This is a genomic window from Agrobacterium albertimagni AOL15, from assembly GCF_000300855.1.
In the GTDB taxonomy this organism is placed as follows: domain Bacteria; phylum Pseudomonadota; class Alphaproteobacteria; order Rhizobiales; family Rhizobiaceae; genus Allorhizobium; species Allorhizobium albertimagni.
In genome coordinates this window covers 391,498-416,824 of sequence record NZ_ALJF01000006.1, presented here as the reverse complement: position 1 = coordinate 416,824, position 25,327 = coordinate 391,498, and the positions used below count along the sequence as shown (strand labels likewise).

Annotated in this window: 26 protein-coding genes; 6 read left to right on the top strand and 20 right to left on the bottom strand. The window is 61.4% G+C overall.

Annotation, left to right across the window (positions count from 1 at the left end; all coding sequences use genetic code 11):
• Positions 1-2 precede the first annotated feature (2 nt).
• The 6 genes from QWE_RS09055 to QWE_RS09030 all read right to left on the bottom strand — a co-directional run bounded on the left by QWE_RS09055 (position 3) and on the right by QWE_RS09030 (position 5,602).
• The gene (locus QWE_RS09055; protein WP_006725808.1) at positions 3-1,193 is read right to left on the bottom strand and encodes an efflux RND transporter periplasmic adaptor subunit; all 1,191 of its coding nucleotides are present in this window, start codon (positions 1,191-1,193) and stop codon (positions 3-5) included.
• A 320-nt stretch (positions 1,194-1,513) separates the two neighbouring features.
• Complete coding sequence (locus QWE_RS09050) at positions 1,514-2,506, bottom strand: ABC transporter substrate-binding protein (protein WP_006725807.1); 993 nt, start codon at positions 2,504-2,506, stop codon at positions 1,514-1,516.
• A 29-nt stretch (positions 2,507-2,535) separates the two neighbouring features.
• Positions 2,536-3,402, bottom strand: a complete 867-nt coding sequence (locus QWE_RS09045; protein ID WP_006725806.1) for an ABC transporter permease — start codon at positions 3,400-3,402, stop codon at positions 2,536-2,538.
• On the bottom strand, positions 3,399-4,286 hold the full coding sequence (locus tag QWE_RS09040) for an ABC transporter permease (RefSeq protein ID WP_006725805.1): 888 nt from the start codon (positions 4,284-4,286) through the stop codon (positions 3,399-3,401). The genes QWE_RS09045 and QWE_RS09040 overlap by 4 nt, the downstream gene beginning before the upstream one ends.
• Positions 4,286-4,621, bottom strand: a complete 336-nt coding sequence (locus tag QWE_RS09035) for a hypothetical protein (protein WP_006725804.1) — start codon at positions 4,619-4,621, stop codon at positions 4,286-4,288. The genes QWE_RS09040 and QWE_RS09035 overlap by 1 nt, the downstream gene beginning before the upstream one ends.
• 192 nt (positions 4,622-4,813) lie before the next feature.
• Positions 4,814-5,602, bottom strand: a complete 789-nt coding sequence (locus tag QWE_RS09030; protein WP_006725803.1) for an ABC transporter ATP-binding protein — start codon at positions 5,600-5,602, stop codon at positions 4,814-4,816.
• A 124-nt stretch (positions 5,603-5,726) separates the two neighbouring features.
• Between QWE_RS09030 and QWE_RS09025 the strand changes: the two genes are divergently transcribed.
• Complete coding sequence (locus tag QWE_RS09025; RefSeq protein ID WP_006725802.1) at positions 5,727-6,140, top strand: cupin domain-containing protein; 414 nt, start codon at positions 5,727-5,729, stop codon at positions 6,138-6,140.
• 8 nt (positions 6,141-6,148) lie between these two features.
• On the opposite strand, the gene QWE_RS09020 is transcribed toward QWE_RS09025, so the two are convergent.
• Genes QWE_RS09020 through QWE_RS09000 form a run of 5 tightly spaced genes read right to left on the bottom strand, consistent with a single transcriptional unit; the run spans position 6,149 to position 9,957 of the window.
• Positions 6,149-6,613, bottom strand: a complete 465-nt coding sequence (locus QWE_RS09020; RefSeq protein ID WP_006725801.1) for a hypothetical protein — start codon at positions 6,611-6,613, stop codon at positions 6,149-6,151.
• 5 nt (positions 6,614-6,618) lie between these two features.
• Positions 6,619-8,076 (bottom strand): dihydropyrimidinase, encoded by a 1,458-nt coding sequence (gene hydA / locus QWE_RS09015; protein ID WP_006725800.1) that lies wholly within the window; start codon positions 8,074-8,076, stop codon positions 6,619-6,621.
• Positions 8,073-8,432 carry a type II toxin-antitoxin system PemK/MazF family toxin gene (locus tag QWE_RS09010; protein ID WP_240532525.1) on the bottom strand — a complete coding sequence of 120 codons (360 nt, stop codon included), beginning with the start codon at positions 8,430-8,432 and terminating at the stop codon, positions 8,073-8,075. The genes hydA and QWE_RS09010 overlap by 4 nt, the downstream gene beginning before the upstream one ends.
• 20 nt (positions 8,433-8,452) lie before the next feature.
• Entirely contained in the window at positions 8,453-8,665 is a 213-nt protein-coding gene (locus tag QWE_RS24670) for an antitoxin MazE-like protein (RefSeq protein WP_157790694.1), read from the bottom strand.
• A gap of 38 nt (positions 8,666-8,703) precedes the next feature.
• Complete coding sequence (locus tag QWE_RS09000; RefSeq protein ID WP_006725797.1) at positions 8,704-9,957, bottom strand: Zn-dependent hydrolase; 1,254 nt, start codon at positions 9,955-9,957, stop codon at positions 8,704-8,706.
• Positions 9,958-10,243: 286 nt separating this feature from the next.
• On the opposite strand from QWE_RS09000, the gene QWE_RS08995 reads away from it, so the two are divergent.
• Entirely contained in the window at positions 10,244-10,891 is a 648-nt protein-coding gene (locus tag QWE_RS08995; protein WP_006725796.1) for a TetR family transcriptional regulator C-terminal domain-containing protein, read from the top strand.
• 9 nt (positions 10,892-10,900) lie between these two features.
• Here the strand turns inward: QWE_RS08995 and QWE_RS08990 are convergent, their stop codons facing one another.
• A complete protein-coding gene (locus tag QWE_RS08990) occupies positions 10,901-11,842 on the bottom strand; it encodes a DMT family transporter (protein ID WP_006725795.1) in 942 nt (313 codons plus the stop codon).
• Positions 11,843-11,980: 138 nt separating this feature from the next.
• Between QWE_RS08990 and QWE_RS08985 the strand changes: the two genes are divergently transcribed.
• Positions 11,981-12,613, top strand: coding sequence for an exopolysaccharide biosynthesis protein (locus QWE_RS08985; RefSeq protein ID WP_006725794.1), 633 nt, complete (start codon positions 11,981-11,983; stop codon positions 12,611-12,613).
• Between the two features lie 19 nt (positions 12,614-12,632).
• Here QWE_RS08985 and QWE_RS08980 read toward each other — a convergent pair whose 3' ends face one another.
• The 3 genes from QWE_RS08980 to QWE_RS08970 form a co-directional block, all read right to left on the bottom strand.
• Positions 12,633-15,326, bottom strand: a complete 2,694-nt coding sequence (locus tag QWE_RS08980) for a bifunctional diguanylate cyclase/phosphodiesterase (protein WP_006725793.1) — start codon at positions 15,324-15,326, stop codon at positions 12,633-12,635.
• 167 nt (positions 15,327-15,493) lie between these two features.
• Positions 15,494-16,807, bottom strand: a complete 1,314-nt coding sequence (gene preA / locus QWE_RS08975) for an NAD-dependent dihydropyrimidine dehydrogenase subunit PreA (protein ID WP_006725792.1) — start codon at positions 16,805-16,807, stop codon at positions 15,494-15,496.
• 27 nt (positions 16,808-16,834) lie between these two features.
• The gene (locus QWE_RS08970) at positions 16,835-18,196 is read right to left on the bottom strand and encodes an NAD(P)-dependent oxidoreductase (protein WP_006725791.1); all 1,362 of its coding nucleotides are present in this window, start codon (positions 18,194-18,196) and stop codon (positions 16,835-16,837) included.
• 289 nt (positions 18,197-18,485) lie between these two features.
• On the opposite strand from QWE_RS08970, the gene QWE_RS08965 reads away from it, so the two are divergent.
• A complete protein-coding gene (locus QWE_RS08965; RefSeq protein WP_006725790.1) occupies positions 18,486-18,881 on the top strand; it encodes a DUF2325 domain-containing protein in 396 nt (131 codons plus the stop codon).
• Between the two features lie 309 nt (positions 18,882-19,190).
• Positions 19,191-19,586 carry a glyoxalase superfamily protein gene (locus QWE_RS08955; RefSeq protein ID WP_006725788.1) on the top strand — a complete coding sequence of 132 codons (396 nt, stop codon included), beginning with the start codon at positions 19,191-19,193 and terminating at the stop codon, positions 19,584-19,586.
• A 69-nt stretch (positions 19,587-19,655) separates the two neighbouring features.
• On the opposite strand, the gene QWE_RS08950 is transcribed toward QWE_RS08955, so the two are convergent.
• Both QWE_RS08950 and QWE_RS08945 read right to left on the bottom strand, forming a co-directional pair.
• A complete protein-coding gene (locus QWE_RS08950) occupies positions 19,656-20,021 on the bottom strand; it encodes a DUF423 domain-containing protein (protein WP_006725787.1) in 366 nt (121 codons plus the stop codon).
• A gap of 5 nt (positions 20,022-20,026) precedes the next feature.
• Entirely contained in the window at positions 20,027-20,416 is a 390-nt protein-coding gene (locus tag QWE_RS08945; RefSeq protein WP_006725786.1) for a globin domain-containing protein, read from the bottom strand.
• Between the two features lie 170 nt (positions 20,417-20,586).
• Between QWE_RS08945 and QWE_RS08940 the strand changes: the two genes are divergently transcribed.
• Positions 20,587-22,209: an ABC-F family ATP-binding cassette domain-containing protein gene (locus QWE_RS08940; protein ID WP_006725785.1), complete on the top strand. Its 1,623-nt coding sequence runs from the start codon at positions 20,587-20,589 to the stop codon at positions 22,207-22,209.
• 27 nt (positions 22,210-22,236) lie between these two features.
• Here QWE_RS08940 and QWE_RS08935 read toward each other — a convergent pair whose 3' ends face one another.
• The 3 genes from QWE_RS08935 to glf form a co-directional block, all read right to left on the bottom strand.
• Positions 22,237-23,037 (bottom strand): ion transporter, encoded by an 801-nt coding sequence (locus QWE_RS08935; protein WP_006725784.1) that lies wholly within the window; start codon positions 23,035-23,037, stop codon positions 22,237-22,239.
• A 127-nt stretch (positions 23,038-23,164) separates the two neighbouring features.
• Entirely contained in the window at positions 23,165-24,154 is a 990-nt protein-coding gene (gene galE, locus QWE_RS08930) for a UDP-glucose 4-epimerase GalE (protein ID WP_006725783.1), read from the bottom strand.
• A 13-nt stretch (positions 24,155-24,167) separates the two neighbouring features.
• Entirely contained in the window at positions 24,168-25,325 is a 1,158-nt protein-coding gene (glf, locus tag QWE_RS08925; RefSeq protein WP_006725782.1) for a UDP-galactopyranose mutase, read from the bottom strand.
• Positions 25,326-25,327 lie beyond the last annotated feature (2 nt).

The following is a 25,327-nucleotide window of genomic DNA, read 5'->3' as shown; positions in this document are numbered from 1 at the left end:
TCTCAGTTGGAAACGCTGCTGGTTTCTTCCACGGGATTGATGCGGTCGCCGTCACGGACGAAGACGCCCGCCTTGGCCACCACCTTGTCCCCTTCGCTCAGGCCTTCGGTCACCTCGACATAGGCGCCGTCCTGAATGCCGGTGCGGATCTCCACCATCTGGACGCTGCCATCGGAAACCTTGCGTACCGTCGTCTTTCCGCCCTCGGTGGTAATCGCCGAGAGGGGTAGGGCAATGCCCTTCGTCTCAGTCACAATAATCGCCGCATTGCCATACATGCCGGAGCGAGCCGCCGCGTCATCGTCAAGCGCGATGTGCACCGAGCCGAGGCGCGTGACCGGATCGATCACCGGAGATACGAGGCGGATGGAGCCCGACAGCGGTTCGGCGCGTCCGGCAACCGAGATGGCCGCCTTTTGGCCCGCCTGCAGGCGCAGGATATCATTTTCCGGGACGTCCGCCACCAGTTCGATCTGACCGTCGCGGATGACGGTGAAAAGCGGCTGACCAGCGCCGGATGCGATCGCGCCGATGCGCGCATTGCGCACGGAAATCGTGCCGGCCACAGGCGATTTGACCTCGGTGCGCGCCAGACGCAGATTGATGTCGGCGATCTGGCTGTCGACGACCTTGATATCGGCATCCGCAACCGTAATCGCCTGACGCGCGGTTTCCACGCGGGCGGTTGCGCTTGCGAGCGCTGTTTCGGCCTGCTCTTTTTGTGCGGTCGAGACGGAACCGGAAGAGACCAGGCGCGTTGCACGATCGAACTGGCGCTGCGCGTCACTCAGGCTCGCTTCGGCTTCGACGACTTGAGCCTGATACTGGGCGAGTGCCGCTTCCGCCTTTGCGCGGTTGGCCACCAATTGGCTGCGCTGGAGCACGAGCGTGTCTTCGTTCAGTCGCGCAACAACAGCGTCGGCTGCGATGGTGTCGCCGACATCGGCTTCGAGAGACTTGATCTGCAGCCCTTCGACCTGGGGTTGGATCTGGACCTCTTCGACAGCCATGACGGTCCCCGTCGCGACGACGCGGTCCACCAGGTCGCGGGTCTGGGCCGGGGTGACGATGATGGCTGGAAGGTTCTGGGCGGGTGCCGGAGGTGTCGGCTGCTCCTGCGCCAGCGCGACCGAGGCCGACAGCGAGAGAGTGGCGGCCATCAATACGGCCTTGGCGCTCGTGTTAAGAAACATAGGTCCCTTCCCAAAGATCTATTATGCAGTTCACGCCCTGATACGTGGCAACAAGCGTTCCGGCTCACCGCCCCAATCCCGCCTGACGATAACGCGCGTCTTCACAATCGCGGCAATGAAATCTGGTCAAAGAGGTGGGGGATGGCGAAACCGCTTGCAAGTGGCGGAACAGCCGATTCCATGATTCCTCTGAAAATTGTTCAATATAGAACGGTAGTGTTGCCGAACTGCCAGACCAGGTGTCTGAATCGATAAGCAGAACCTACAAAAAAACACGGGGACAACTGTCCCCGTGTCTCTATTTCAATGGTCCGCCAGGATCAGTTCAGGGCCGCGTCGGTGATCTCGGTCGTGAAGGCGCCGGTCGGCTCCTTCGTGATGACCGGATCCGAACCGCCGCCGAGCAAGGTCTTGACCGTGCGGTCGTAGTCGGCCTGGTCGAGGGCGCCATTGGAGCCTGCCGTCAGCTTGGCGACTTCGCTCATCATGCGCTTCTGATGGGCTTCGGTCTGCGCGCCGGACGCATCATTTTCGAGCACGATTTCTGCCGCTTCGTCGGAGTTCTCCTCGGCATACTTCCAGCCCTTCATCGAAGCGCGGACGAACTTGACCATCTTTTCCTTGAAGGCCGGATCGGCAAGCTTGTCTTCGAGCACGTAGAGACCGTCTTCGAGGGTCGCCACACCTTCGTCTTCATATTTGAAGGTCACCAGTTCCTCCGGCTTGATGCCGGCATCGATGACCTGCCAGTATTCGTTATAGGTCATGGTCGAGATGCAGGCGGCCTGCTTCTGCAGGAGCGGGTCGACGTTGAAGCCCTGCTTCAGAACGGTGACGCCGCCGTCCGAACCGTCGGTCTTGATGCCGAGCGTGCTCATCCAGGACAGGAACGGATATTCGTTGCCGAAGAACCAGACGCCAAGCGTCTTGCCCTTGAAATCCTCCGGCGTGGTGATGCCGGTCTCCTTGAGGCAGGTCAGCATCATGCCCGAAGACTTGAAGGGCTGGGCGATGTTGACGAGCGGCACACCCTTTTCGCGGGTGGCAAGAGCGGACGGCATCCAGTCGACGATGACGTCTGCGCCGCCACCGGCCAGAACCTGCGGAGGAGCGATGTCGGGGCCGCCCGGCTTGATTTCGACGTCGAGGCCTTCTTCTTCGTAGAAGCCCTTGTCCTTGGCGACGTAGTAGCCGGCGAACTGGGCCTGGGTTACCCATTTCAGCTGGAGGGTCACCTTGTCGGCGGCGGCGGCCTGCATGGCGGTCAGCGAGACCGCGGCAGCCAGCAGCATGGATGCGAGTTTGACAGTCATTTCAGTTCCCTCTTTTTTGTTGGTTTAGTTCACGACCGTCCACCACGGACGGACGGATGCCAGAAGGTGACCCGGCGTTCTGCCAGTGCCACCAATCCGTAGAAGACCGAGCCGGCGAGTGCGGCAACCGCAATCTCGGCCCAGACCATGTCGACATTCGAGCGTCCGACCTCGGTCGAGATACGGAAGCCCATGCCGACAATCGGGGTGCCGAAGAATTCTGCCACGATCGCACCGATCAGCGCGAGAGTGGAATTGATCTTCAGCGCATTGAAGATGAAAGGCCATGCGGCAGGCAAGCGGAGTCTGACCAGCGTCTGCCACCAGGAGGCGGCATAGGTATGCATCAGGTCGCGTTCCATGTGGCTGGCGGCGGCCAGGCCCTGCACGGTGTTCACGAGCATCGGGAAGAAGGTCATGATGACGACGACGGCGACCTTGGACTGCCAGTCGAAGCCGAACCACATGACCATGATCGGGGCGATGCCGACGACGGGCAGCGCCGAGACGAAATTGCCGATCGGCAGCAGGCCCTTCTGCAGGAAAGGCGAGCGGTCGATCAGGATCGCGACGATGAAGCCGAGGCCGCAGCCTGCGACATAACCCGTGATGACGGACTTCAGGAAAGTCTGCTGGAAATCCGCCCAGAGGATATGGGTGGAGGTGAGGATCCGCGCCCAGATCATCGACGGGGCGGGGAGCAGGATCGAGGGGATCTCGAAGCCGCGCACCATGCATTCCCAGATGACGAGCAGGGTGACCCCGAAGATCAGGGGAACGACGAGGCCGATTGCCCGGCGAGTGGCCGGATCCTTCGGGCGCTGTGCAACCAGCCATTGGTTGAGACCCCAGGCGCCGAGCCAGAAGACAAAGGCGAAGACGAGGTAACCATTCATGGCTTGACCCCCATGCGTGCGAGAACCCGTGTATGGGCCATGCCGACGATCGAGACGAGCAGGGCGGCGAGCCCCGCCGCCATGAAGAGGGCAGCCCAGATCTGGATGGTCTGGCCATAGTACGAGCCCGACAGCAGACGGGCACCGAGACCGGCGACCGCGCCCGTCGGCAGTTCACCGACGATGGCGCCGACCAGCGAGATGGCGATCGCCACCTTCAGCGAGGTGAAGAGATACGGCATCGAGGCCGGCCAGCGCAGCTTCCAGAAGGTCTGGGTCTGGCTGGCATTGTAGGTGTGCATCAGGTCGAGCAGCAGGATGTCGGGGCTGCGCAGGCCCTTCACCATGCCGACGACGATCGGGAAGAAGGAAAGATAGGTGGAAATCAACGCCTTGGGCATGAGGCCTGAGATGCCGATGGAATTCAGAACGACGATGATCATCGGCGCAATCGCGAGGATCGGGATCGTCTGGGAGGCGATGACCCAGGGCATCAGCGACTTGTCCATGGCCCTGTTGTGGACGATGGCGATGGCGAGCACGATGCCAAGCACGGTGCCCATGGCGAAGCCCATCAGCGTCGCCGATAGCGTGATCCAGGCGTGATAAACGAGGCTGCGCTTGGAGGTGACGGCCTTGTTGATCGTCGTATCCCAGAGTTCAGCGACGATCTGGTGCGGGGCGGGCAGGACCGGGCGCTCCTGGGCGAAGGTTCGCTCGACGATCTGGGAGAAGGTGATCGTCTCGCCGGCACGGGCCGCCTGGTCGCGGACGAAGGGCGCGTTCAGATAGACGACGAAGATGTGCCAGATCACGAGGATCGCCAGGATAACTGTCAGGACCGGCAGGATTCGGTCTCGGAATGCGGAAGGAGCCGAGGTCATCAGACACCTCCTTTTGCAGGAAAGAGCATCAGGGCCATTGAGACGACACCAAGCGCCACGCCGGCCATCTGGATCGTGCTCAGCCTCTCGCCGAAAAGGAGGAAGGCAATGACATTGATGAGAACCAGTTGGGCGACCGCAGAGGCGGAGATGGCAAGGCCCAAGCCCCCCTCGCGCATGAGCTTCACCATCATCAGATTGCCGACGCAGTAAAGCGCGAGCGAGGCTGCCAGCACCCAGAGCTTGCCGTTGTCGACATAGGCGCGGCTGACGGTGGCGGCACCGAGGAAGGTCGCCATGGCGGCGCCCAGCCAGAGGAGGAAGGTGGGGTTCATGGGGTGGCCTCCACTCTGGTCGAGAATGTGTTACCCCCCTCTGTCACTCCGTGACATCTCCCCCACAAGGGGGGAGAGTGGCGGCTAGCGCTTTGCCATAGGAGCGAGACGGCGGCTGTCTGCCGCTCTCCCCCCTTGTGGGGGAGATGCCCGGCAGGGCAGAGGGGGGTGCCCAAGTTCTCCAAGTGGATGTCATTCCTCATAGCTATGCCCCGCCTTCAGACCTTCCCGCACACGATGCGCGATCTCGAGAAATTCCGGGGTCTCGCGGATGTCGAGCGGGCGTTCCTTGGGCAATGTCGACTCGATGATGTCGGTCACTCGGCCAGGCCGCGGGCTCATGACGACGATCTTGGTCGAGAGGAAGACGGCCTCGGGGATCGAGTGGGTGACGAAGCAGATGGTCTTGTTGGTGCGGTCCCAGAGCTTCAAAAGCTCGGAATTCAGGTGGTCGCGGACGATTTCGTCGAGTGCGCCGAAGGGTTCGTCCATCAGGAGCAGGTCGGCGTCGAAGGCGAGCGCGCGGGCGATCGAGGCGCGCTGCTGCATGCCGCCTGAGAGCTGCCAGGGATATTTCTTGGCAAAGCCCGAAAGGTTGACCAGCTCCAGCGTCTGTTCGATGCGCTTCTGCTTTTCAGCAGCGCTGTAGCCCATGATTTCAAGCGGCAGAGCGATGTTGTTTTCGATCGTGCGCCAGGGATAAAGGGCGGCGGCCTGGAAGACATAGCCATAGGAGCGCGCCTTGCGGGCATCCTCCGGTGTCATGCCGTTCACCGTGATCTTGCCGGCGGTGTGTTTCTCAAGGTCCGCGATGACGCGCAGGAAGGTGGTCTTTCCGCAGCCGGAGGGGCCGATAAAGGAGACGAAATCGCCCTTGTTCACCTCGAGATCGACATTCGACAGGGCGTGGACGGGGCCGTCATTGGTCTCGAAAGTGAGGCTCAGGTTTTTGGCCGAGACGACGGAGTAGGGTGCATTCATGCGCTGGGACCAATCGGGTTTGTTGCAAAGGCAGCCTGCCTCTTGCATTCTTTAGACATGCGGTCGCTCGAGAGCAGCGGGCCGGGAGTGGCGGACGTGCCGCCGAAGGGAGGAGGACAGGTCAATGGACGCATCAGCAAAGCCCACCTGCCGGATCGTGAAGCCCGGCCTTACCTATGAGGGCAAGCAGGGGCTGAGTTATTTCGAAGGCATCGCTGCCGAGACGGTGGGTGCCAAGGGTATCTGCATGCATGTGCTGACCATGCCGCCCGGTGCACGCGCCAAGGCGCATCTGCACGAGAGCCACGAGACGGCGATCTATATGCTCTCCGGCCAGGCGCATACCTGGTATGGCGACCGGCTGGAGAACCACGTTGTCGTACATGCGGGCGAGCTGTTCTACATTCCGGCCGGCGTGCCGCATCTGCCGGCGAACCTGTCGAACGCCCCCTGCACGGCGATCATCGCGCGCACCGACCCCAACGAGCAGGAGAGCGTCGTTCTGCTGCCGGAGCTGGATGGGTTGGTTGAGGTGTAGCACAGGGTTCATCTCGCCAGACCCCCTGTCTGGGGCAAGGCGATCCACCTGTAGATGATCGCGCAAATCATGCCTGTCGGAGCGAGCGACATCGCCATTGACGCCTCGTTCTGATTGAAGAAGCGGCCCCAGGTCGCCAGTTGCAAAAGGGCGATGCCGGAAAGGGGGCAGGCGGCACCCGCGATGGCGAAATGCCACCAGCGGTTCCAACGCATTCGCAGCAGCACCCAGGTTGCCAGCAAGGTGAAGGGGGCAGCGAGCAACAAGGCAACCGGCAGGATTTCCACGGTCAGCCGAAGTGCTTGAAGGATTGAGCCGGGAAAGATCAGGACGAAGAGCGGCAGTCGACCGTAGGTGACGGCATCTGTGACCTCAAGCGTCGCCCAGATGCCCATGACGCCGACAAACACGGCTGCTGCATAGCCCGCGCCGAAGCGCGCACTTCTCCGCAGCCATGTCTTCTTCGCTGGCATCACGCTCAAACCCCCGTCGCCGGAATGCCCGTGCGTTCGACCTTGCGCGGCGCCACGAGTTCTTTCCAGGTGGAGAGTGCCTTGTTCACGGCGGTGAACGGCTCGCGGTGCACGAACTTGCCGTGGCCCTCGCGGGTCTTCACTGCATTTTCCTCGATCGCGACATAACCGCGGGTCAGCGTGTAGCGCGGTAAACCTGTCACTTCCTTGCCCTCGAAGACATTGTAGTCGATCGAGGACTGCTGGGTCTTGGCGGAGATGGTCTTGGAGCGCTTGGGATCCCAGACCGCGAGGTCGGCATCGGCGCCGACGAGGACCGCACCCTTCTTCGGGTAGATGTTGAGGATCTTGGCGATGTTGGTCGAGGTGACCGCGACGAATTCGTTCATCGTCAGGCGACCGGTCGCTACACCATAGGTCCAGAGCATTGGCATGCGGTCTTCAAGCCCGCCGGTGCCGTTCGGGATTTTGGCGAAGTTGCCGACACCGAAGCGCTTCTGTTCGCTGGTGAAGGCGCAGTGGTCGGTGGCGACAACCGAGAGCGAACCGGATTGCAGGCCAGCCCAGAGCGAGTCCTGGTGCTGCTTGTTGCGGAAGGGGGGCGACATGACGCGGCGGGCAGCGTGGTCCCAGTCCTTGTTGAAATATTCGCTCTCGTCGAGCGTCAGGTGCTGGATCAGCGGCTCGCCATAGACGCGCATGCCCTTCTGGCGGGCGCGGCGGATGGCTTCATGCGCCTGTTCGCAGGAGGTGTGCACGACATAGAGCGGCACGCCGGCCATATCGGCCAGCATGATGGCGCGGTTGGTTGCTTCGCCCTCGACCTCAGGCGGTCGGGAATAGGCATGGGCTTCCGGCCCGTCATTGCCTTCGGCGAGCAGCTTTGCGGTCATCGAGGCGACGACGTCGCCGTTCTCGGCATGCACCATCGGCAGCGCGCCGAGTTCGGCGCAGCGCTGGAAGGAGGCGAACATCTCGTCGTCATTCACCATCAGCGCGCCCTTGTAGGCCATGAAATGCTTGAAGGTGTTGATGCCGCGATCCTGAACGACCGTCTTCATCTCGTCGAAGACGCGCTCGTTCCAGCCGGTGATCGCCATGTGGAAGGAATAGTCGGCCGTCGCGCGGGAGGTCTTGTTGTCCCACATCTGCAGCGCTTCGAGCAGCGACTGATCGGGGCCCGGCAGACAGAAATCGACGACCATGGTCGTGCCGCCGGAGAGGCCGGCACGGGTGCCGCTTTCGAAGTCGTCGGCGGAATAGGTGCCCATGAAGGGCATTTCCAGATGCACATGCGGGTCGATACCACCCGGCATGACGTAACAGCCTGCCGCATCCAGCACGGTGTCACCGGAGAGGTTGGGGCCGATCTGGACGATCGCACCGCCTTCGATCTTGACGTCGGCCTTGTAGCTCAGATCGGCGGTGACGATGGTGCCGCCCTTGATGACTGTGGTGGTCATGGCAGTTGTTTTCCTCCGTTTTCGCCTTCGTTTCTCGGCGCGCTGGCCAGACCGAGGCCTGTAATGTGGATCAGAGCGGTTTCGAGCCGCTTCAATTCGCCGGTCGTAAGTCTCCCAATCTGCTGCCGGATCACATCCCGCCTCAAGGGGGAGAGTTTTTCGACCATGATCTGCGAGATTTCTTGCAGACCATTGTCAGGACTTGGAACGATGATCGGACGAAGCGTTGGGGCGTCGATCAGATGCGTGGTCATCGGGCAGCAGAGGATCGTGCTGAATAGGCCAAGGAGTTCATCCCTCTGAAGGATTACTGCGGGTCTTGGTTTCCCCAACTCCCCTGGAAAGACTGCGATCACGATGTCCCCTCGCGTCAGCGTCACGGCTTGTCCCAGTCGGTTGGACCGACGGCCTCAAGCCAGTCCGTCACATCGTCCCGTTCGTCAGCTTCCGCAACTCGCCGAGCCTCCTCAGCGAGTTGCGCCCTGATGGTTTCATTCTCGAGATCAGGTACCCAGATTTCGATCGGGCGATAGCCGCGCCGCAGCAGGTCGGCGCGCTCATCCGGTGACAATTCCCTTGGTCGTCCCATGGTTCGCTCCCGTTCAGGACTGTTCGCAAGCCCTGATCCTACGCCACAATCTCCGCCGTCTCCAGCACCGCCCTGAGCAGCACATCGCAGCCGGCCGTTGCCCATTCCTGCGAGATCTCCTCCGCCTCATTGTGGCTCAATCCGCCGACGCAGGGGCACATGATCATGGTCGAGGGCGCGACCTTCGCCGTCCAGCAGGCGTCGTGGCCGGCGCCGGAGATGATGTTCATGTGGGAATAACCGAGGTCTTCGGCGGCCTTGCGGACGGAGGCGACGAGCTTTTCGTCGAAGGTGACCGGGTCGAAATGGCCGACGGCCTCAACCGCACAGCCGACGCCGAGCGCCGCGCAGATCTCGTTGGCCTTGGCCTCGATCGTCGCGCGCATGCGGTCAAGCTTCTCCTGGCTCGGCGTGCGGATGTCGACGGTGAAGACAACAGTGCCGGGCAGCACGTTGCGGGAATTGGGCGAGAACTTCACCTGGCCGACCCCGCCGACGGCGCCGGGCTGTTCGCTCATCGCGACCTCCTGGACCATTTCCATGATCCGGGCCATGGCAAGGCCGGCATTGACGCGCAGGTTCATCGGGGTGGAGCCGGTATGGGCTTCGCGGCCGGAGAGCGTGAATTCTAGCCACCACAGGCCCTGACAGTGGGTGACCACGCCGATCTGCTTGTTCTCGGCCTCCAGGATCGGTCCCTGTTCGATGTGATACTCGAAATAGGCGTGCATCTTTCTCGCGCCGACCACTTCGTCGCCCAGCCAGCCGATGCGCTTCAACTCGTCGCCAAAGGTCTTGCCGTCCATGTCCTTGCGGCCATAGGCGTAATCCTGGTCGATGACGCCGGCGAACACGCCAGACGCCAGCATGGCGGGGGCGAAGCGGGCACCTTCCTCGTTGGTCCAGTTGGTGACGACAATAGGGTGTTTGGTCGTGATGTTGAGGTCGTTCATCGACCGCACGGCCTCTAGGCCGGCGAGGACGCCGAGCACGCCGTCATATTTGCCGCCGGTGGGCTGGGTGTCGAGGTGGGAGCCGATATAGACGGGCAGTGCGTCCGGATCGGTGCCGGCGCGGGTCATGAACATGTTGCCCATGGTATCGACGCCCATGGTGAGGCCAGCGTCTTCGCACCAGCGCTGAAAGAGGCGGCGGCCTTCCGCATCCTCGTCGGTCAGGGTCTGGCGATTGTTGCCGCCGGCAATGCCGGGGCCGATCTTCGCCATCTCCATGAGCATGTCCCAGAGCCGATCGCCGTTCACGCGAAGGTTCGTGCCGGTTTGCGCCGTCATTGCAGATCCTCACCTGTTTTCTGGGACCGGATCTTCCGCCCGTTCCCCTTGTTCCCGGGGTCAACAACAGCGACTTGTCTTTGTTCTTTTCGCTGTCGTATCGGCAGTTGCCTTTATTTGACATCTGTCCAATAATTTGACCGACTGGTAAAACATTACAGCTTCCATCACGGCACTCAAGACAAAATCGGCAAAAATCTGCGACAAAAAACAGAGCAGATGCACAGAATTTGAGCGCGGATATTGTTGAGTGACTTCAGGGTCTTAGGCGGGGAATAACTCTAAGATGGCAATACCGAGAGCGGCGCAAACCCAGAGGCGGACGCGGATCCAGGAGGAAAAGGAAGAGCAGATCCTCGAAGCAGCCCTGGAAGTGTTTTCGCAGCGGGGATTCCACGGCTCGACCATCGACCAGATCGCCGAGGTCGCGGGCATGTCGAAGCCCAATCTGCTCTATTATTTCCGCACCAAGGAAGCCATGCACCGGGCGCTGATCGACCGGGTGCTCGAAAACTGGCTGGAGCCGCTGCAGGCCTTCGATGCGGACGGCGACCCCGAACACGAGATCAAGTCCTATATTCGCCGCAAGCTGGAGATGGCACGCGACTTCCCGCGCGAAAGCCGGCTGTTTGCCAACGAGATCCTGCAGGGTGCGCCGCATATCGCTGGTGTTCTCGAAGGACCGTTGAAGGAGCTCGTGGATGAGAAAGCTGAAGTCATCAGGGCCTGGATTGCTGCGGCCAAGATCCGGGAATGCGATCCGCACCACATGATCTTCTCGATCTGGTCGACGACGCAGCATTATGCCGACTTCGACGTTCAGGTCCGGTCCGTGCTGGGGGCAGGCCAAGAAGGTGAAGACCGCTTCGAGGCGGCCGCCTCCTTCCTCGAAGGTCTCTTCCTGCACGGCCTCATTCTGAAGCCCGCGGTGTGACGCCGGCCGTCAGTCCCTGAGCAGGCCCATCACCAGAAGCCCGGCGGCGGTCACCAGCGCACCGAGGAAAACGGCCGGGCTTGCCCAGCTGTGGCCGAGCACGCCTTCGAGGAGGATGATGAAGGTTGGAGTCAGATAGCCGTAGCCCAGCACCTTGGGGGCCGGCAGGCGCATGGAAGCGTATTGCAGCAGCATGAAGGTGAGGGCGGTCGTGATGACGGAGAGATAGGCGATCGTCGCCCAGACCATGGGTGGGAGGTTCAGAAAATCCGTCGTCGCGAGCGGGATAGCACCGGTCGGCAGGAGCCAGGGAATGGTGAAGACCACGACCCAGAAACCGAAGGCGACCGGGTTGTCTCCCTGATTGAACTTGCGGATCAGCGGCACATAGGCACCGTGGCAGATGACACCGACGAAAAAGATCAGCTCGCCGCGTCCCACATCGAAGGAGAGGATCGCCTGAATGTCGGCGCGGAAAATGACCCAGATCGCCCCGAAGGCTGCGATAACCAGCGCGATGAACACGTCCGGGCGGGTTTTCTGCCCGATGAAGAGAAGCGCGAAGCCAGCGCTGATCAATGGCATCAGGGTGAAGACGGCACCCGTCTGCACAGGGCTGGTGAATTCAAGCGCCACGAACATGGTGAGCATGTAGACGGCGATCAGCGCGCCAAGCAGGGCAAAGCGCCAGATCCGCTGCGGTGCCCGGAACGGAACGCGCAGGATGCCGAAGGTCAGCGCGCCCATGACGACAACTGTCATCAGGTAACGCCAGAGGGTCAGCGGGCCGGCATCCATGTGCCGCGCGGCCATGCCGCCGAAGGAGAAGGAGCCCGCGATCAAGGCGGCAAAGAGCAGCATTGCCGCATGCGCCTTCAGTTTTTCCCTGCCCTTGGCATGGACGGTATGTCGGTTCACGGGGGAGGCGACGGGTGGGGCTTGCTCTGTCATCGGATGTCTTTCGGCACGAAGCAGTCTCGCTGTTGGCGTGACTTGACCCGACCGTCTTTCTCATTCATCTGCGATCGCGGATGCGCGCACCATGCGCCGCCCCAAGATCCTTCCGGCAGTTAATCGAAAGCGGCTCCGATGACAACGATGATCGGCTTCACTGATACCGACAAGAGTACCAGCGCAGTGCTGCAGGACGTGATCGACTCGATGGATGAGGATCACGTCACGCTGCGGCAGATCCTGGAGAAGATGGGCGAAAGCGGGCTTCTGCTGCTTTGCGGCCTGTTGTCTCTGCCCTTCCTGGTGCCGGTTTCGATCCCGGGCGTCTCGACGGTCTTCGGCGCCGGCATCGTGCTGATCGGGATCGCGATTACCTTCAACCGGTTTCCCTGGCTGCCGAAGAAGGTGGCCGATCGCAAGCTCGATCGGGCGCGCCTCGTCCCGGTGCTGGAGCGAGGGCTCAACGTCCTCAGAAAGGTCGACCGTTACGTTCGTCCCCGCATGCCGGGTCTCACGGATGGCGCGGCGGTCAACCGTATCAATGGTCTCGTGCTGACGGGCGCCGGCGTGCTCCTGATGATGCCGCTCGGCTTCATTCCGTTTTCAAACACGCTGCCGGGCGTTGCGATCCTGCTTCTGTCGACGGGGATTTCCCAGAGAGACGGCATGGTCGTTGCGATGGGGCACCTGATGGTGCTGCTGACGCTCGTCTATTTCTCGGCCCTGGCCTATGCCGGGTTTGCCGCGGGACAGAGCCTGCTCGGCTGATCCTTCGTCAGCGCGCGGATCACGCGCTCCGCCGCAGCAGGTCCTCACGTTGCAAGGCATGCTTCCTTGCAAAATCGATGAAACTATCAGGGCTCATCGGACGCGCCAGCGCGTAGCCCTGCAGCGTCTGGCAGCCGAGGTCGCGCAGGATCGCGGCATGCTCCATTGTCTCCACACCCTCTGCGACGATGCCGATCCCGTAGGAGCGGCCGATATCGACGATCGAGCTGATCAACTTGCGCTGGGCAGGGTTGGTCACGATCGGGGCCACCAGCTGCCGATCGATCTTCAAGCGGCTCGGCGAGAGCTTGATCAGGGAGAGGATCGAGGCGTAACCGGTGCCGAAATCATCGATTTCAATGGCAATGCCCTGGGTGCGGATGCGTTCGAGGCTTTCCGCCACGGCGTCGGCCTTGTCGTCGAAGGAGATCGATTCCAGCAGTTCGAATGAAAGGCTGCCCGGCGTGACGGCGAGCTTGGTCAGGTGGTCGAGCAGCTTGTCCTCGAACAGCCGCTGGGCAGAGATATTGACCGAGACATGCTCGATCCCGAGGCCCTCGGTCTTCCAGCGCGCCAGCTGCTCGAGTGCCTGATCGAGAATGCTCGCGTCGATCTGGGACACGACATTGAGGTTCTCGGCCGTTTCGAGAAAGGCAATGGGGGCGAGGATGCCTTTTTCCGGATGACGCCAGCGAGCAAGCGCCTCCACACCGTTGATCGCAAGCGTTCGGGCATCGAATTGCGGCTGGTACCAGGCGATGAAATCGTCATCGCCCAGGGACCGAAGAATGGCGTCGGCAGTACGCTTGATGTTGATCGTGCGGGCACGCAGCGTATCGTTGAAGCGCTCGACGCGATTGCGGCCACGGCGTTTTGCCTCGTAGAGGGCGATGTCCGCATTGACGAGGAGCTGTTCGGCGGTCAGCTCGGGCTCGATCCTGTCGGCGATGCCGATCGATGCGCCGACACGGCATTCGTGTCCGTTGTAGACGATCGGCCGGTTGACGGCTGCGATCAGGTTCGACCCCATGGCCTCGTAGCCTTCGGAGAGATCGCAGCCCTGGCAGACGATGACGAATTCATCGCCGCCGATCCGGGCAACGAAATCAGAGGCGCCGACCATGCCCTGCAGTTCCTGCGCGACATGGCGAAGAATGGCGTCGCCAGCACCATGGCCTAGCGTGTCGTTGATTTCCTTGAAGCGGTCCAGATCCATGTGAAGCACGGTCAGTCGTCCGCTGGGACGATCACCTGCTGCAACCAGGGCCTCGAGGCGCTGGTCCAGATAGCGGCGATTGGGCAGGCCGGTCAGCGCGTCGTGCAGCGAATTGTATTCCATCCGCTGCCGCGCGCTTTCAAGCTCCTCGTTGCGCTGCGCCGTCTCGCGCTGAGCTTTGCGGAGGTTCTCCTGCAGATTGATGTCGGCGCTGACATCCCAGTTGACGCCGAGCACACTGACCGGTCCCTTTTCGTCTCGGTGGATCGTGCCAACGGTGCGGATATGGGAGATTTCACCGGTGTCGCGGATGATGCGGAACTGGGTCTCGTAGAGCGTGTTTTGCTCGATAGCCTTCGCGAGGGCTTCATCCGATGCGGCCAGGTCGTCGGGGTGAACGCAGGATTTCCAGACGTCATAGCAGGCCGCAACATCGCGGTTGAGGCCATAGATCTGGTACATTCGCTCATCCCAGGTGATCTGTCCGGAGGCAAGATCGAGTTCCCAGATTCCGATCCGGGAGGCGTCCAGTGCGAGACCCAAGCGGTGAGATACCGCTGTCAGTTGCCCCTCGCGTTGCCGCAAAGCCGCGTAGTTGCGCTGCCGCTCCCGCATCAGGCCGGCGACCCAGATGACGCTGCCGGCGATCAGCGCGGACATGGCGGCGATCATGCCGCGGATCAGGATGTCTGGCCTACTCATCGCGTGCCAGCCACCCTTCGGCACTGCCGAAATGGACCAATGCTCGTTGCCGAGATCGACGGTCATGGTGACCGGATCGTCGGCCAAGACGTAGCTGTCGCCGTAGATCACGGCTTGGCTTCCCGTCTGCTGACTGTCGTCGGTAATGGTGATGGCGAGCGGCAGATCCGGAGCGCGAAGGCCGCTGTCGTCGTAGAGTCTCGCGACATCGACGACACCCGCCAAGCCACCCCAAAAGACCCGCTTGCCCTCATCATTGGTGATGTGCACGGGCAGCGTGATAATGAGGCCCATACCGCCACTCTTGAGCGGCAGTGGGCCGCTGATGATTGTCTTGCCCTCGTCGCGCAATTGACGCGCCTCTTCCTCGCCATTCGGTGGCGGGAGTATCCAGTACCCGATGAAGGATTTGTTGTCCTCGTAAGGGTGGACGAAACTGGTGATCAAATTCGGTGCCGCGGCGATGTTGCCGATCTGCGACGGCGTCGACAGGAGGCTGGATGCCAGCGCCTCGAAACGCTTCTGGGTGACATAGGGCTCGGTCCCGATCACCGCGACCATGCCTTGCAGAAGCTTTACATTCGCGTTGATGTTGGCTTCGAGCTTGGTGCGGATCAGACCCAAGTTTTCCTCGACCGCATTGCGGGCTGCCTCGCGGCTCAATCGTTGCTGCTGAAGATCGGCATAGAGAGCAGAGACGGCGACGCCGACGAGGACGATCGCGCTCGGAATGAGGATCTGCAGGCGGGACCGCAGGTTCGATCCACCGTCCGTATTCTTGCTTTTGATCGCCATGGTCTCCTTGCCCGGCTGGCCCGGCCTGACGCAAGTGCGGTCAGTGCCGATGGCGGGATGGTGGAGTATAGCGCTGAATAATTTCTGAAGGGCTGGGCGAAAGTTCGAGTTTTTCTTTTGTCAAACCGTATCCGGCCCGCAAGCGGGCCGGATTTGCTTCATCGAGACTATTCTGCGGCCTGCACGGCCATCGGGTTGTTCGGATGGGTCGTCCAGTTTGCATAGTTCGGATCGACCGGTTTGCCGGTGCGCTGATCGAGCGTGCCGGTCGGCAGTTCGACCATCGTGATGCAATTCTCCACCGGACAGACGTTGACGCAGAGATTGCAGCCGACGCATTCGTCTTCCATCACCTCGAAATGCCTGACGCCGTTGACCATGTTGGTGATCGCCTGGTGAGACGTGTCCTCGCAGGCGATGTGGCAGCGGCCGCATTTGATGCAGGCGTCCTGGTCGATATGGGCCTTGGCGATGTAGTTCAGGTTGAGATACTGCCAATCGGTGACGTTCGGCACGGCGCGGCCGCAGATATCGTCGAGGCTTTGGTGACCCTTGGCATCCATCCAGTCGTTGAGGCCTGATATCATCTCCTGGACGATCTTGAAGCCGTAGGTCATGGCGGCCGTGCAGACCTGGACATTGCCGGCACCGAGCGCCAGGAATTCTGCCGCATCGCGCCAGGTGGTGACACCACCGATGCCCGAAATTGGCAGGCCATATGTTTCCGGATCGCGGGCGATTTCGGCGACCATGTTGAGTGCGATCGGCTTGACGGCCGGGCCGCAATAACCGCCATGGGTGCCCTTGCCGCCGACGGTGGGCGAGGGGGCAAAGCTGTCGAGATCAACCGATACGATCGAGTTTATCGTGTTGATCAGCGAGACGGCATCCGTGCCGCCGGCCTTCGCCGCACGCGCGGGCTTACGGATATCGGCGATATTCGGCGTCAGCTTGGTGATGACGGGCATGCGGGTGTATTGCTTGCACCAGCGCACGACCATTTCGATGTATTCCGGCACTTGCCCGACGGCGGCGCCCATGCCGCGCTCGGACATGCCGTGCGGACAGCCGAAGTTGAGTTCGATGCCGTCAGCGCCGGTCTCTTCGACGAGCGGCAGGATCGCCTTCCACTCTTCCTCGACGCAGGGGACCATGATCGAGGCGACAAGCGCCCGGTCCGGCCAGTTCTTCTTCACCATCTTCATTTCCTGCAGGTTTATCTGCAGGGGGCGGTCGGTGATCAGCTCGATGTTGTTGAGGCCGAGAAGCCTGCGGTCAGCACCCCAGATCGCGCCGTAGCGCGGGCCGTTGACGTTGACGACCGGTGGTCCTTCCGAGCCGAGCGTCTTCCAGACGACGCCGCCCCAGCCTGCCTTGAAGGCGCGCTCGACATTGTAGGCCTTGTCGGTTGGTGGAGCGGAAGCCAGCCAGAAGGGGTTGGGCGACTTGATGCCGACGAAGTTGTTTCTCAGATCAGCCATTGTTCAAATCCTCTCGAGAGCGATGCGTCATGCGACGGCGGTTGCGCCCGCCGTCATGACGGCGAGAGAGCGGTTGATGCTTTCGGCCGCATCGCGGCCCATGGCGACGGCAGAGACCGTCAGGTCCTGGCCTCCGAAGGCGCAGTCGCCGCCGGCCCAGACGCCCGGGATAGAGGTCCGGCCTTCGGTATCGATGGCGATCTTGCCGCCTTCGAGCTTCAGTCCGTCCAGACCCTGGCCATCGAGTTTCTGACCTATGGCGACCAGAATCTGGTCGGCCTTGATCTCGGTCGTGTGGCCGGTGCCCTTCATCATGCCGTTTTCGAGATGGGTGTATTCGAAGGTGATCGCCGAGCAATGGCCGCCGTGATGGGCGACTTCCTTCGGCTGCAGCCAGTGGCGGATGTGAACGCCCTTGGAGGTCGCCAGATCCTGCTCGAATTCCGAGGCGTTCATGTGTTCCTTGCCGCGGCGATAGCAGATCGTGACGTTTTCGGCGCCGAGCAGCTTTGCCTGCACGGCAGCGTCGATCGCGGTCATGCCGCCGCCGATGACGACCACGTCGCGGCCGACGGGCACGTCGGCCTTGTTATCCGCCTGGCGCAGATGGGCGATGAATTCGACGGCATCGAGCACGCCATTGATCTTGGCACCTGGGATGTTCAGCCCGTTGACGTTGCCGAGACCCGCACCGAGGAAGACGGCGTCGTGTTTCGCCTGGAGGTCGCCGAGCGTGAAGTCACGGCCCATCATCTGGCCATCCAGCACATCGATATTGCCGAGCGACAGGATATAGTCGACTTCCTTCTGGGCGAAATCGTTGGGTGTCTTGTAGGCCGCAATGCCGTATTCGTTCAGACCGCCGGCCTTGTCCTTCGCTTCGTAGATGGTGACCTGGTGGCCGTGCATGGCAAGGCGATGGGCTGCTGCAAGGCCTGCGGGGCCTGCGCCAACGATGCCGACCGTGCGACCGGTTGAGGCGGCCGGACGGTAGAACTGGCGACCCTCTTCGATGGCGATATCGGTGGCGTAACGTTGCAGGCGGCCGATTTCGACCGGGCGCTCTTCCGCCGTGTTGCGCACGCAGGCTTCCTCGCAGAGCGTTTCGGTGGGACAGACGCGGGCGCACATGCCGCCGAGAATGTTCTGGTCGAAAATTGTCTTGGCGGCGCCGAGCGGATTGCCAGTCGATATCTGCCGGATGAACATCGGGATATCGATGGCGGTGGGACAGGCCGTCATACAGGGCGCGTCGTGACAGAAGTAGCATCTGTCGGACGCAACGAGCGCCTCATGGCCGCCGAGGCGGGGATGCAGGTCGGAGAAATTCTTTGCATAATCGGCAGCGTCAAGCCGCCCGGCCTTGAGGCCTGGTTCCAGTCTTCGCATCGCAGTTCCCTCTTTTATATTCGAAGCGATGCAGAGAAAGGTAACTCAGGAACAAAGTTTTATCAAACGGTAAAAAATTGCCATGAGCGCCGTGGATCCCCTGAAAATCAGGGGAAGTTGATTGCCGTCAATCCCGGACGAGATGTTCGGGTCGGGTCGCATCTGTGCCAGTGAAAACATGACTGAGAACTTCAACTATATACTTTACTCTTTTTGTCATGTTTTGTATGCCTGTCCACCTGAGGCTCGCAACCGCTGCCTCTGATCGGAATTGAGGAGACGGGACGTCATGGCGAAGAAGAAGAAGCAGGCTGCGAAAAAGTCGGGTGCGGAGGCTTCCGCGACGGCCTCCACCGCGAAAACGCAAGCGGAAGTTCGCAGCTTTCTGTATGTCGGGGGCCGTGATTGCCAGGTCGCCCATCTTCGTCAGATCGCCAGCAATTTTGGTGCGGAACTAATTCACCATGATGGGGGTTTACGTGAAGCGGTTTCACGTATCGACACGGTGCTACCCTCCGTCGACTGCGTCTTCTGCCCTATCGACTGTATCAGTCACGATGCTTGTCTGCGCGTGAAGAGCGGTTGCAAGAAGTTCGGAAAGACTTTCATTCCGCTGCGAAACGGCTCGAAATCCAGTCTCGAGCGCGCGTTGCAAACGCTGAATGAAAGGAATGCCGAAGCATGAGCAGGGACGGGTCAGACAAGGGTGGCATCAGCTCGTTCCAAGAGCTTGCACGTCAGCGCGGCGAGGGACTCCTTCCGGAACTCGCCGAGGCAATGTTGCAACGCTCTCAGGAAAGTGAAGTGATGAATTGCGAAATCGTCACTTTGCCGGGCTTGCACGAGCGCAAACCTGCTACCATGTACGCAGAATTGAACCGGGCCCCCGCCCTTGTTATCGATTTTCCCGCGCCAAGATGGCAGCGAAACGCCAACGCAAGGTCGTAGCCGTTTCGTCAGCCAATCTCATGCGGGAACCAGAGGAACTTTCCGCATGAACGCCCAGCAACCTGTTGCGAAGACGATCCTCAACGCCGTGCCCATCCTCCCATCCCTCAATCTTTCGGAAACACGCAATTTCTACGTCGATACGCTCGGTTTCGAGGATGTCGGCTTCGATGGGCTTGATTACCTCGTCGTGCGCCGCGGCGGAATGGAACTGCATTTCTGGCTGAGCGACGATCCACTCCAGTGCCAGAACAGCTCTGTGTTCTTCAGGGCCGAAGCGCCGACGGAGATCTACCGGGACTTCTGCGATCGCGGCATCGAGGCGATCCGTCCTTCGGACAATTCGGGAGAGTGCGGCGGAACGGTGCGTTTCCACATCCGCGATCCCCACGGAAATCTGCTGATGTTCGGTGGTACCGTTTCGGCTACCCTGGCCCATTGAGCCAAACCATCACAGTATTTTTGGGGCGCTGATGCCGAAGCCTCGTCCTCCAGTGGAGGTTGATTGGCGTCAGTTGCGCCCCGGAGCCAAAGCTCCTGCGCAGAGCAGCAGCCACGATACGATGAGCGTCACCCCACCTGTGGGTGCCGCCATCGGAAAGAGCCCGCTGCCGATGAAGTGCCGGGCTACCAGATCGCCTGAAAACAGCACCGTGCCGAGTGTCATGCCGACCGCTACCAGTGCAGCCAGTCTGACCCGGTCTCCGGCGATGGAGAGTGCAACGAGTGCCGGGGCATGGGCGAGACAGATCGTCGAGGCCGGGCGCAGAAGCGCTTCGCCGCCCGCGTGACTGGCGGCTGCGGCCAGTCCAACACCGGCAGCCCCCATCAGTCCAGCCGCGACGGTCGCCCAGCGGTAACTCTGTACGCTCGCCATTTCCGTCATTCCTTGTTCTGCATGTGAAAGGCCAGCTTCTCTATCGGCGGCCAGATGAGTTCCCGCAGCTTCCGATGGGCGACGGTTTCATCCAGCGCGCGGCGGAAGCACAAGAGCCATTCGTCCCGTTCCAGCGGGCCGATTTCTGCCACGAAATGGCGACGTCGCAGCATCGGATGGCCGCGTTTCTGCATGTAGATGGGCGGACCACCGAGATAGCCCGTCATGTAGTCGTAGAACTTCTCTTCGCTCCCGGAGAGATCCGGTGGATGCACAGCCCGGCAATGGGCGGCCTCGGGCAGCGTGTCCATCAGTTCATAGAACCGCCGCGTCAGCGCCTTGACGGTCGCATCGCCGCCGATCGCTTCGTAGAGGGTTATCGTCTCGTCACTCATGCTGTCGTCCTTGCGTCAGGTCTTTTCGCGCTTTCGGCACGCTCTTGCAACCAGCGTGGCGTTCCCGTGGCTTTCCGGCGCAGTCGCGATGCCGCCGTGCAACAAAAGCAGGGGACAGGTGGGCTTCGACATGCCATAAGGGCGCCGATTTCCAGCAGGCGCCCTTGTCCATGATCCGTATCGAAAACATCTCCAAGCAGCTCAGCCACCGCATTCTGTTCATAGAGGCTTCCGCCGCGCTCAATCGCGGCGAGAAGATCGGTCTCGTGGGACCAAACGGTGCGGGCAAGACCTCGCTGTTCCGGATGATCATCGGGCATGAACAGCCCGACGAGGGGCAGGTCTCCGTCGATAAGGGTGTCTCGATCGGTTATTTCAGCCAGGATGTTGGCGAGATGTCGGGGCGCTCGGCTGTCGCTGAGGTCATGGACGGGGCAGGACCTGTCAGCGAAGTTGCGGCCGAACTGCGCGAACTCGAGGCAGCCATGGTCGATCCTGACCGGATGGACGAGATGGACGCGATCATCGAGCGCTATGGCGAGGTGCAGGCGCGCTACGAGGAGCTCGACGGCTATGCGCTTGACGGCCGTGCTCGCGAAGTGCTGGCCGGTCTCTCCTTTTCCGAAAGCATGATGGACGGCGACGTGGGCGCGCTCTCGGGCGGCTGGAAGATGCGCGTGGCGCTTGCGCGCATCCTGCTCATGCGTCCCGACGTGATGCTGCTCGACGAACCGTCTAACCATCTCGACCTCGAAAGTCTGATCTGGCTCGAGCAGTTCCTCAAAGGTTACGAGGGCGCACTGCTGATGACCTCGCACGACCGCGAGTTCATGAACCGCATCGTCAACAAGATCATCGAAATCGATGCTGGCCAGCTCAACAGCTATTCCGGCGACTATGTCTTCTACGAGGGGCAGCGTGCCTTGAACGAGAAGCATCAGCAGTCGCAGTTCGAGCGTCAGCAGGCGATGCTCGCCAAGGAAATCAAGTTCATCGAGCGCTTCAAGGCGCGCGCCAGCCATGCCTCCCAGGTGCAGAGCCGGGTGAAGAAGCTGGAAAAGATCGACCGCGTCGAACCGCCGAAGCGCCGCCAGGTCGTCGCCTTCGAATTCCAGCCAGCGCCGCGTTCCGGCGAAGATGTCATCAACCTCAAGGGTGTGTCGAAGCGCTACGGCGACAAGGTCATCTATGACGGCTTCGACTTCATGGTCCGCCGCCGCGAGCGCTGGTGCATCATGGGCATCAATGGCGCGGGCAAATCGACCTTGCTCAAGCTCGTCGCTGGCGATTCGAAGCCGGACGACGGGACCGTCTCGATCGGTGCCAGCGTCAAGATGGGCTATTTCGCCCAGCATGCGATGGATGTGCTCGACGGCGACATGACAATTTTCGAGATGCTGGAAACGAGTTTTCCCCGCGCTGGTCAGGCCCCGCTTCGGGCGCTCGCCGGCTGCTTCGGCTTCTCCGGCGACGACATCGACAAGCGCGTGCGGGTCCTCTCGGGTGGCGAAAAGGCGCGCCTCGTCATGGCGATGATGCTGTTCGACCCGCCGAACCTGCTCGTGCTCGACGAGCCGACCAACCACCTCGACCTCGATACCAAAGAAATGCTGATCAAGGCATTGTCGCAGTTCGAAGGCACCATGCTCTTCGTCAGCCACGACCGCCACTTCCTCGGGGCCCTGTCGAACCGCGTTCTGGAGATCACGCCCGAAGGCGTCTTCCAGTATGGCGGCGGCTATACCGAATATGTCGAGCGCACGGGCCACGAGGCGCCGGGCCTCAGAAGCTGAAGCCCGGCAATCATTGGTGACTTCGATTTAGGCGCCGGCTGCCGTTCTCTCGGCCCGAAGCGCGGCGATTTCGGATCGCAGCGCCTGCATTTCCCGCAGCAGCTCGGCATTGTCGACATGCAAGGTCTTCAGGTCCGCGTCAGTGTCGGCCATGCTCTGTTCCTGCATGGCAGAGACGATCACACCGATGAAGAGGTTCAGGACCGAATAGGTGCTGAGCAGGATGAAGGGCACGAAGAACAGCCAGGCATAGGGATGGACCTCCATCACCGGCCGGACGATGCCCATGGACCAGCTTTCCAGCGTCATGATCTGGAAGAGCGAATAGGTCGACGCACCAAGATTGCCGAACCAGTCCGGGAAGGTCGCGCCATAGAGCTTGGTCGCCATGACGGCCGCGACATAAAACAGCATGAACAGGAGCACGATGATCGAGCCCATGCCGGGTAGGGCGGCAATGAGGCCGCCGATGACCCTTCGCAGGGAGGGCACGATGGAGATCAGGCGCAGGATACGCAGGACGCGCAGCGCGCGCAGGACCTGGAAGGGGCCGGTCGCCGGGATCAGCGCGATGGCGACGATCGAGAAATCGAAAATGCTCCAGGGGTCGCGGAAGAAGGCGAGCCGGAAGGTGTAGAGCCGGGCTGCGATTTCGATGACGAAGATCGCAAGAATGAGCCGGTCCAGCGTCACCAGCAGCGGCCCCATGACCTGCATCACTGCGGGCGACGTCTCAAGGCCCAGAGTGACCGAATTGATCAGGATGACCGCAATGATCAACCGCTCCCACGCGTTGGAGGAGAGGATTGTCTTCAGTCTGTCGCGCATGGTTCTGGCTCCGCAAAATCTGCACGACGAAAAGCGGAAGGATCGCGGCGCGTCAAGGGGCACCAGCCAGCGGTACCGGCCGTTCACGCGCCTTTTTAGGGAAAGTCCGATCGCCGGGTAATCGTCCTCAGGTGGAATGGCCGTTGAAGGTCGAGTGCCACTTCCAGGCCGACCGAATGATGTCGTCGATGCCGTGCTTGGGATCCCAGCCGAGAACTTCGCGGGCAAGGGCGTTGCTCGCGACGAGGCCAGGTGGATCGCCCGGGCGGCGCTCGGTGCGCTTGATCGGCATCGGACGGCCGGAAACGTTCTCGATGGCCGTGATCAGTTCCTTGACAGTCGTGCCGTTGCCGGTGCCGAGGTTGATGGCGATCGTCTCGCCGCCGTTCAGCAGGTATTCAACGGCACGGACATGGGCGTCGGCAAGATCGTTGACGTGGATGTAGTCACGGATGCAGGTGCCGTCGCGGGTGTCGTAGTCCTCGCCGAAGATCGAGAAGAATTCCCGCCGTCCGAGAGCCGTCTCGATCGCAAGCGGGATGGCATGGGTTTCCGGCGAGTGCCATTCGCCGATGCGGCCTTCGAAGTCGGCGCCGGCAGCGTTGAAGTAGCGCAGCATGACGGAGCGCATGCGACCGCAGAGGTTGAGGTCACCGAGCGCCTGCTCAACGATATGCTTCGTGCGGCCGTAAGGATTGATCGGCTTCTGGCCGTGCTTTTCGTCAAGCGGCAGATATTCCGGCGCGCCATAGGTGGCGCAGGTCGAGGAGAAGACGAAGTTGCGGATATCGGCTTCGCTCAAGGCCTGCAGCAGGCTCAGCGTGCCCGAGACGTTGACGTCGTAGAAGTGCTCCGGCTCCTTGAAGGACTGTCCGACCTCGATCAGGCCTGCGAAATGCATGGCAGCCTTCGGCTGGTACTTGGCAAGCACTTCCTTCAGCCGCACCTTGTCCCGGATGTCGCCTTGTTCGGCCGGGCCCCACTTGACGAATTCCGGATGGCCCGAGGTGAAGTTGTCATAGACAACAGGCAGATAGCCGCGCTCGGAAAGCGCAAGGCAGGTGTGCGAGCCGATATAGCCGGCGCCGCCGACGACGAGAATGGGGGTGGCAGTCATGGTCATTCTCGGATCAGAGTGGGGCATGCACGAAGGCCGGCATGGCTGCCTGTTCCTTCGATTTGGCGAGGAAGAGGCGAGCGGTGTCAAGCGCTTCGCGGATCGTTGCATCCATATCGAGATAGCGATAGGTCGCAAGGCGTCCGACGAAGGTGACGGCCTTTTCCTCGTAGGCGCGGGCAACGTAGTCCGCCAACTGCGCCTTCTCCTCGACGAGCCGGATCGGATAATAGGGAATGTCATCCTCGCCGCAGGCGCGGGAGAACTCGCGGTAGCAGACCGATCCCTCGTGGCTTTCCCAGGGCGAGAAATGCTTGTGCTCGGTGATGCGGGTGTAGGGCACCGAGGCATCGCCGTAGTTCATCACCGCGCAGCCCTGGTAGTCGCCCTGATAAGTGAAGCGCTCGAAATCCAGCGTGCGATAGCCGAGGCGTCCGAACTCGTAGGCGAAGTAGCCATCGAGCGGGCCGGAATAGAAAAGATGGGCATAATCGTGCGGCGCGCGGGGATCGAAGTGCTGGCCGAGCGTCACCTTGATCTTCGGATGGTCGAAGATCTTTTCGATCATGTCGGTGTAGCCGTTTTCCGGCATGCCCTGGAATTTGTGGAAGAAGTAGTTGTCGTCATAGTTGAAGCGCACGGGCAGGCGCTTCAGGATAGAGGCCGGCAGGTCGGTCGGCGAGCAGCCCCACTGCTTTTCGGTGTAGCCCTTGAAGAAGGCCTCATAGAGATCGCGGCCGACGAAGCGCAGCGCTTGCTCCTCGAAGGTCTGCGGGTCTGATATCGTCTTGTCGGCCTGTTCCTCGATGAAGGCGCGGGCTTCTTCTGGGCGGAAGGTCTTGCCAAAAAACTGGTTGATCGTGTGCAGGTTGACCGGCAGGGAATAGACTTGGCCCTGGCTCGTGGTCTTCACCCGGTTCTTGTAGGGCAGGAAGGTCTGGTAACCGTTGACGTAGTCCCAGACTTCCGCGTCATCCGTGTGGAAGATGTGCGGGCCGTAGATGTGCACCATGACGCCCGTTTCCGCATCGCGCTCGGTGTGGCAGTTGCCGCCGATGTGCGGACGCGTGTCGAAGACCTCGACCTCGAAGCCGGCTTCCGCCAGTTCGCGTGCGATGACGGCGCCGGACAGGCCCGCGCCGACGATCCCGATTTTCTGACCCTGTGCCATCC

What these genes read in the sequence shown, in the direction of transcription:
- QWE_RS09035 (WP_006725804.1), bottom strand. Translation starts at nt 4,621, where the DNA reads ATGAACCCCACCTTCCTCCTCTGGCTGGGCGCCGCCATGGCGACCTTC.
- QWE_RS09040 (WP_006725805.1), bottom strand. Translation starts at nt 4,286, where the DNA reads ATGACCTCGGCTCCTTCCGCATTCCGAGACCGAATCCTGCCGGTCCTG.
- QWE_RS08990 (WP_006725795.1), bottom strand. Translation starts at nt 11,842, where the DNA reads ATGACAGAGCAAGCCCCACCCGTCGCCTCCCCCGTGAACCGACATACC.
- QWE_RS08965 (WP_006725790.1), top strand. Translation starts at nt 18,486, where the DNA reads ATGGCGAAGAAGAAGAAGCAGGCTGCGAAAAAGTCGGGTGCGGAGGCT.
- QWE_RS09030 (WP_006725803.1), bottom strand. Translation starts at nt 5,602, where the DNA reads ATGAATGCACCCTACTCCGTCGTCTCGGCCAAAAACCTGAGCCTCACT.
- galE (WP_006725783.1), bottom strand. Translation starts at nt 24,154, where the DNA reads ATGACTGCCACCCCCATTCTCGTCGTCGGCGGCGCCGGCTATATCGGC.
- hydA (WP_006725800.1), bottom strand. Translation starts at nt 8,076, where the DNA reads ATGACCACCACAGTCATCAAGGGCGGCACCATCGTCACCGCCGATCTG.
- QWE_RS09025 (WP_006725802.1), top strand. Translation starts at nt 5,727, where the DNA reads ATGGACGCATCAGCAAAGCCCACCTGCCGGATCGTGAAGCCCGGCCTT.
- QWE_RS09045 (WP_006725806.1), bottom strand. Translation starts at nt 3,402, where the DNA reads ATGAATGGTTACCTCGTCTTCGCCTTTGTCTTCTGGCTCGGCGCCTGG.
- QWE_RS24670 (WP_157790694.1), bottom strand. Translation starts at nt 8,665, where the DNA reads ATGGGACGACCAAGGGAATTGTCACCGGATGAGCGCGCCGACCTGCTG.
- QWE_RS08950 (WP_006725787.1), bottom strand. Translation starts at nt 20,021, where the DNA reads ATGGCGAGCGTACAGAGTTACCGCTGGGCGACCGTCGCGGCTGGACTG.
- preA (WP_006725792.1), bottom strand. Translation starts at nt 16,807, where the DNA reads ATGGCTGATCTGAGAAACAACTTCGTCGGCATCAAGTCGCCCAACCCC.
- QWE_RS08970 (WP_006725791.1), bottom strand. Translation starts at nt 18,196, where the DNA reads ATGCGAAGACTGGAACCAGGCCTCAAGGCCGGGCGGCTTGACGCTGCC.
- QWE_RS08955 (WP_006725788.1), top strand. Translation starts at nt 19,191, where the DNA reads ATGAACGCCCAGCAACCTGTTGCGAAGACGATCCTCAACGCCGTGCCC.
- QWE_RS09000 (WP_006725797.1), bottom strand. Translation starts at nt 9,957, where the DNA reads ATGACGGCGCAAACCGGCACGAACCTTCGCGTGAACGGCGATCGGCTC.
- QWE_RS08985 (WP_006725794.1), top strand. Translation starts at nt 11,981, where the DNA reads ATGACAACGATGATCGGCTTCACTGATACCGACAAGAGTACCAGCGCA.
- glf (WP_006725782.1), bottom strand. Translation starts at nt 25,325, where the DNA reads ATGGCACAGGGTCAGAAAATCGGGATCGTCGGCGCGGGCCTGTCCGGC.
- QWE_RS09055 (WP_006725808.1), bottom strand. Translation starts at nt 1,193, where the DNA reads ATGTTTCTTAACACGAGCGCCAAGGCCGTATTGATGGCCGCCACTCTC.
- QWE_RS09050 (WP_006725807.1), bottom strand. Translation starts at nt 2,506, where the DNA reads ATGACTGTCAAACTCGCATCCATGCTGCTGGCTGCCGCGGTCTCGCTG.
- QWE_RS08945 (WP_006725786.1), bottom strand. Translation starts at nt 20,416, where the DNA reads ATGAGTGACGAGACGATAACCCTCTACGAAGCGATCGGCGGCGATGCG.
- QWE_RS08980 (WP_006725793.1), bottom strand. Translation starts at nt 15,326, where the DNA reads ATGGCGATCAAAAGCAAGAATACGGACGGTGGATCGAACCTGCGGTCC.
- QWE_RS08995 (WP_006725796.1), top strand. Translation starts at nt 10,244, where the DNA reads ATGGCAATACCGAGAGCGGCGCAAACCCAGAGGCGGACGCGGATCCAG.
- QWE_RS09020 (WP_006725801.1), bottom strand. Translation starts at nt 6,613, where the DNA reads ATGCCAGCGAAGAAGACATGGCTGCGGAGAAGTGCGCGCTTCGGCGCG.
- QWE_RS08940 (WP_006725785.1), top strand. Translation starts at nt 20,587, where the DNA reads ATGATCCGTATCGAAAACATCTCCAAGCAGCTCAGCCACCGCATTCTG.
- QWE_RS08935 (WP_006725784.1), bottom strand. Translation starts at nt 23,037, where the DNA reads ATGCGCGACAGACTGAAGACAATCCTCTCCTCCAACGCGTGGGAGCGG.